The organism is Jannaschia formosa, assembly GCF_003340555.1.
In the GTDB taxonomy this organism is placed as follows: domain Bacteria; phylum Pseudomonadota; class Alphaproteobacteria; order Rhodobacterales; family Rhodobacteraceae; genus Jannaschia; species Jannaschia formosa.
This window is the reverse complement of sequence record NZ_QPLJ01000073.1, coordinates 1-2,085: the sequence shown is the minus strand read 5'-3', so window position 1 is coordinate 2,085 and position 2,085 is coordinate 1. Positions and strand designations below refer to the sequence as shown.

Genomic DNA, 2,085 nt, shown 5'->3' with positions numbered 1-2,085 from the left:
GCCTGAAAACCCTCAAACGCCAGATGTATGGCCGGGCCAACATCGACCTCCTGAAAGCGCGCCTCGTAGCGGCATCATGAACCGGGAAATGCACCAACTTTGCGTCAGACCCAAAGTTGCATGCCGATCCACAGCCAGGACCGCCACCGGCGTCTCGGAGGCGAGCCCGCGCCGGACGCGGCCGTTCGCGTTCTCCACCGCGCCTTTCTGATGCGGTGCCTGCGGGTCGCAGAACCACACGTCGATCCCGGTGGCCTTCGTCAGTTCGGACCAGGCACGGAACTCAAGGCCTTGGTCGAAGGTGACCGAGCGGCGCGCCGCCGCGGGCAGGGATCCGAGCAGGCCGGCCAGCCGTCCCAGCACCCGTCGCGACGGGCGATCTTCGTTGCGATGGAGGGCGATATGGCGCGTCTTTCTCTCCACCACCGTCGCGACGTTCGCCTTCCCGAGACTGCGCTGGAAGATCATCAGGTCGTTCCGGGGCTGCGTGGCCCCACTGGGGCCACGTTCCCCTTCACCCCAGTGGCCGAACTCTTCGCGTTCAGCCACGGCGTCAGGTCGCCGGTGGATCGAGCGGTTCTCCGGGAACAGGGCCATACGCGGCTTGCGGCCCAGGCGCACGCACCGCGTCTTGCGACGATACGGCAGGAAGCGTGCGAGCCGTCCCTCCCGGTCCTCGTCCGAGCAGACCCAGGCGTAGATCGTCTCGTGGCAGACAGGAGACCCGCTGCCATCGCGGCGGAGCCTGCCCGCGATCTGCTCCGGGCTCCAGCCCGCGCGCAGCCGATCCACGATCGAGGTCAGTAGAAGCGGTTGGCGCACCAGCTTGCGCCGCCGGTGCCTCCGCCTCGCCGCAATCGTATCGGCGACCGAGCTGTACTAGCCGTCCAGATACGGGTTCGCCTCGTCGGCGAACCGGTTCCGCTTGACCTCCCGATGGACCGTCGACCGATGGCGCCCGAGGTCGCGCGCGATCCTTGCGACCGGCACGCCTGCGTTGATCGACCATTCGATCCGTCGCCGTTCCTCGATCCCGAGCTCCACAGGCGCCATCCTGCTTCCTCCCAGTCCATCAGAAGGATCGGAGACATGTCGCAAGCCAGGATAGAATGGGCCGGCGCATCCGGCAGACGGCGATAACGTGCAGTGCGCTATTGGCTGCCCGGTCGCCACCGCGGTTCAGACGATGTCGGCTCCTCTTGCCCGATGAGGCCGGCACAGGGCTGACATCGCATAGGGCGGGAAAGCTGGCCTCAGATGTGAGGCGGCCCGGATTGTCTCCGTCGGTGAGCAGCAGTTGGACGGTGGTATCGCGCCCGATGCCGCAGCGCATGATGAGGTCCGGCGCCAGGTCCTCCACGATCGCACCGATCCTCTCGTCGAGCGCGGCGATCTCGTCGTGCAGTCCCACGTAGCGCCGGGCGAGCGATCTGAGCGCGATCCGGCAGGCGCCTTCTATGTCGCGATATGCGGACATGTCGGGGCGGGATGCAGCCAGCGTGCGGATGAGTTGCGTTAGGGTCATCGCGCGAAGCCGGTCCCGCAGCGCGTCCGGGGCGGAGACGATCGTGCCCTGTATCATCTGTAATGCGACTCGTCGCGCGGCCACGGCGGACTTGCGGCAGACCTTCAGAACGCGGAGGGCTTCCACCATGCCGTCCCGACTGCGGGGTGTCACGGTGCCAATACCCTCGAAGGCGGCATGGGCCGCATTCTGGGCATCGAGGTCATCGTTCTTGCCCTTTCGGCGCCGGTACAGCCTGTCGGGCGTGTTCGCTTCGCTCACCTTCCAGCACCTCGATCTCGGCGCCACGCGAGCATGGCGGTGACCCGCCCCGACAATCTGCACGGCAATAAACCCCCTGATCACCGCCGGCCGCCGGCAATAACGACCACGCTCCATCATCGCCCGCGTTGGCCGTCGTGGCGTCGACAGTTCCACCAGACCCTGACGTCACAGTTAGTACTACAGTTGCATATACTCCGTTCGTTTTCGATGACGGATGGCGGCTGCGGTTTGGTGTTGTCGTCGCCATCGGGACCAGTGCCAGATGAAGGCCGCACGTGTCCGAGGCGGAATCACGA

The 2,085-nt window shown here is 66.2% G+C and carries 1 protein-coding gene and 2 pseudogenes; all 3 read right to left on the bottom strand.

From position 1 onward, the window contains the following. Window positions 1–162: 162 nt before the first annotated feature. A pseudogene (locus DR046_RS22775) lies at window positions 163–858 on the bottom strand (IS30 family transposase); the annotation flags it as partial. A gap of 21 nt (window positions 859–879) precedes the next feature. Continuing rightward, window positions 880–1,053 (bottom strand): helix-turn-helix domain-containing protein, encoded by a 174-nt coding sequence (locus DR046_RS22770; protein ID WP_115384617.1) that lies wholly within the window; start codon window positions 1,051–1,053, stop codon window positions 880–882. 64 nt (window positions 1,054–1,117) lie between these two features. Further along, window positions 1,118–1,768: pseudogene (locus DR046_RS22765) on the bottom strand (transposase); the annotation flags it as partial. Window positions 1,769–2,085: the final 317 nt, after the last annotated feature.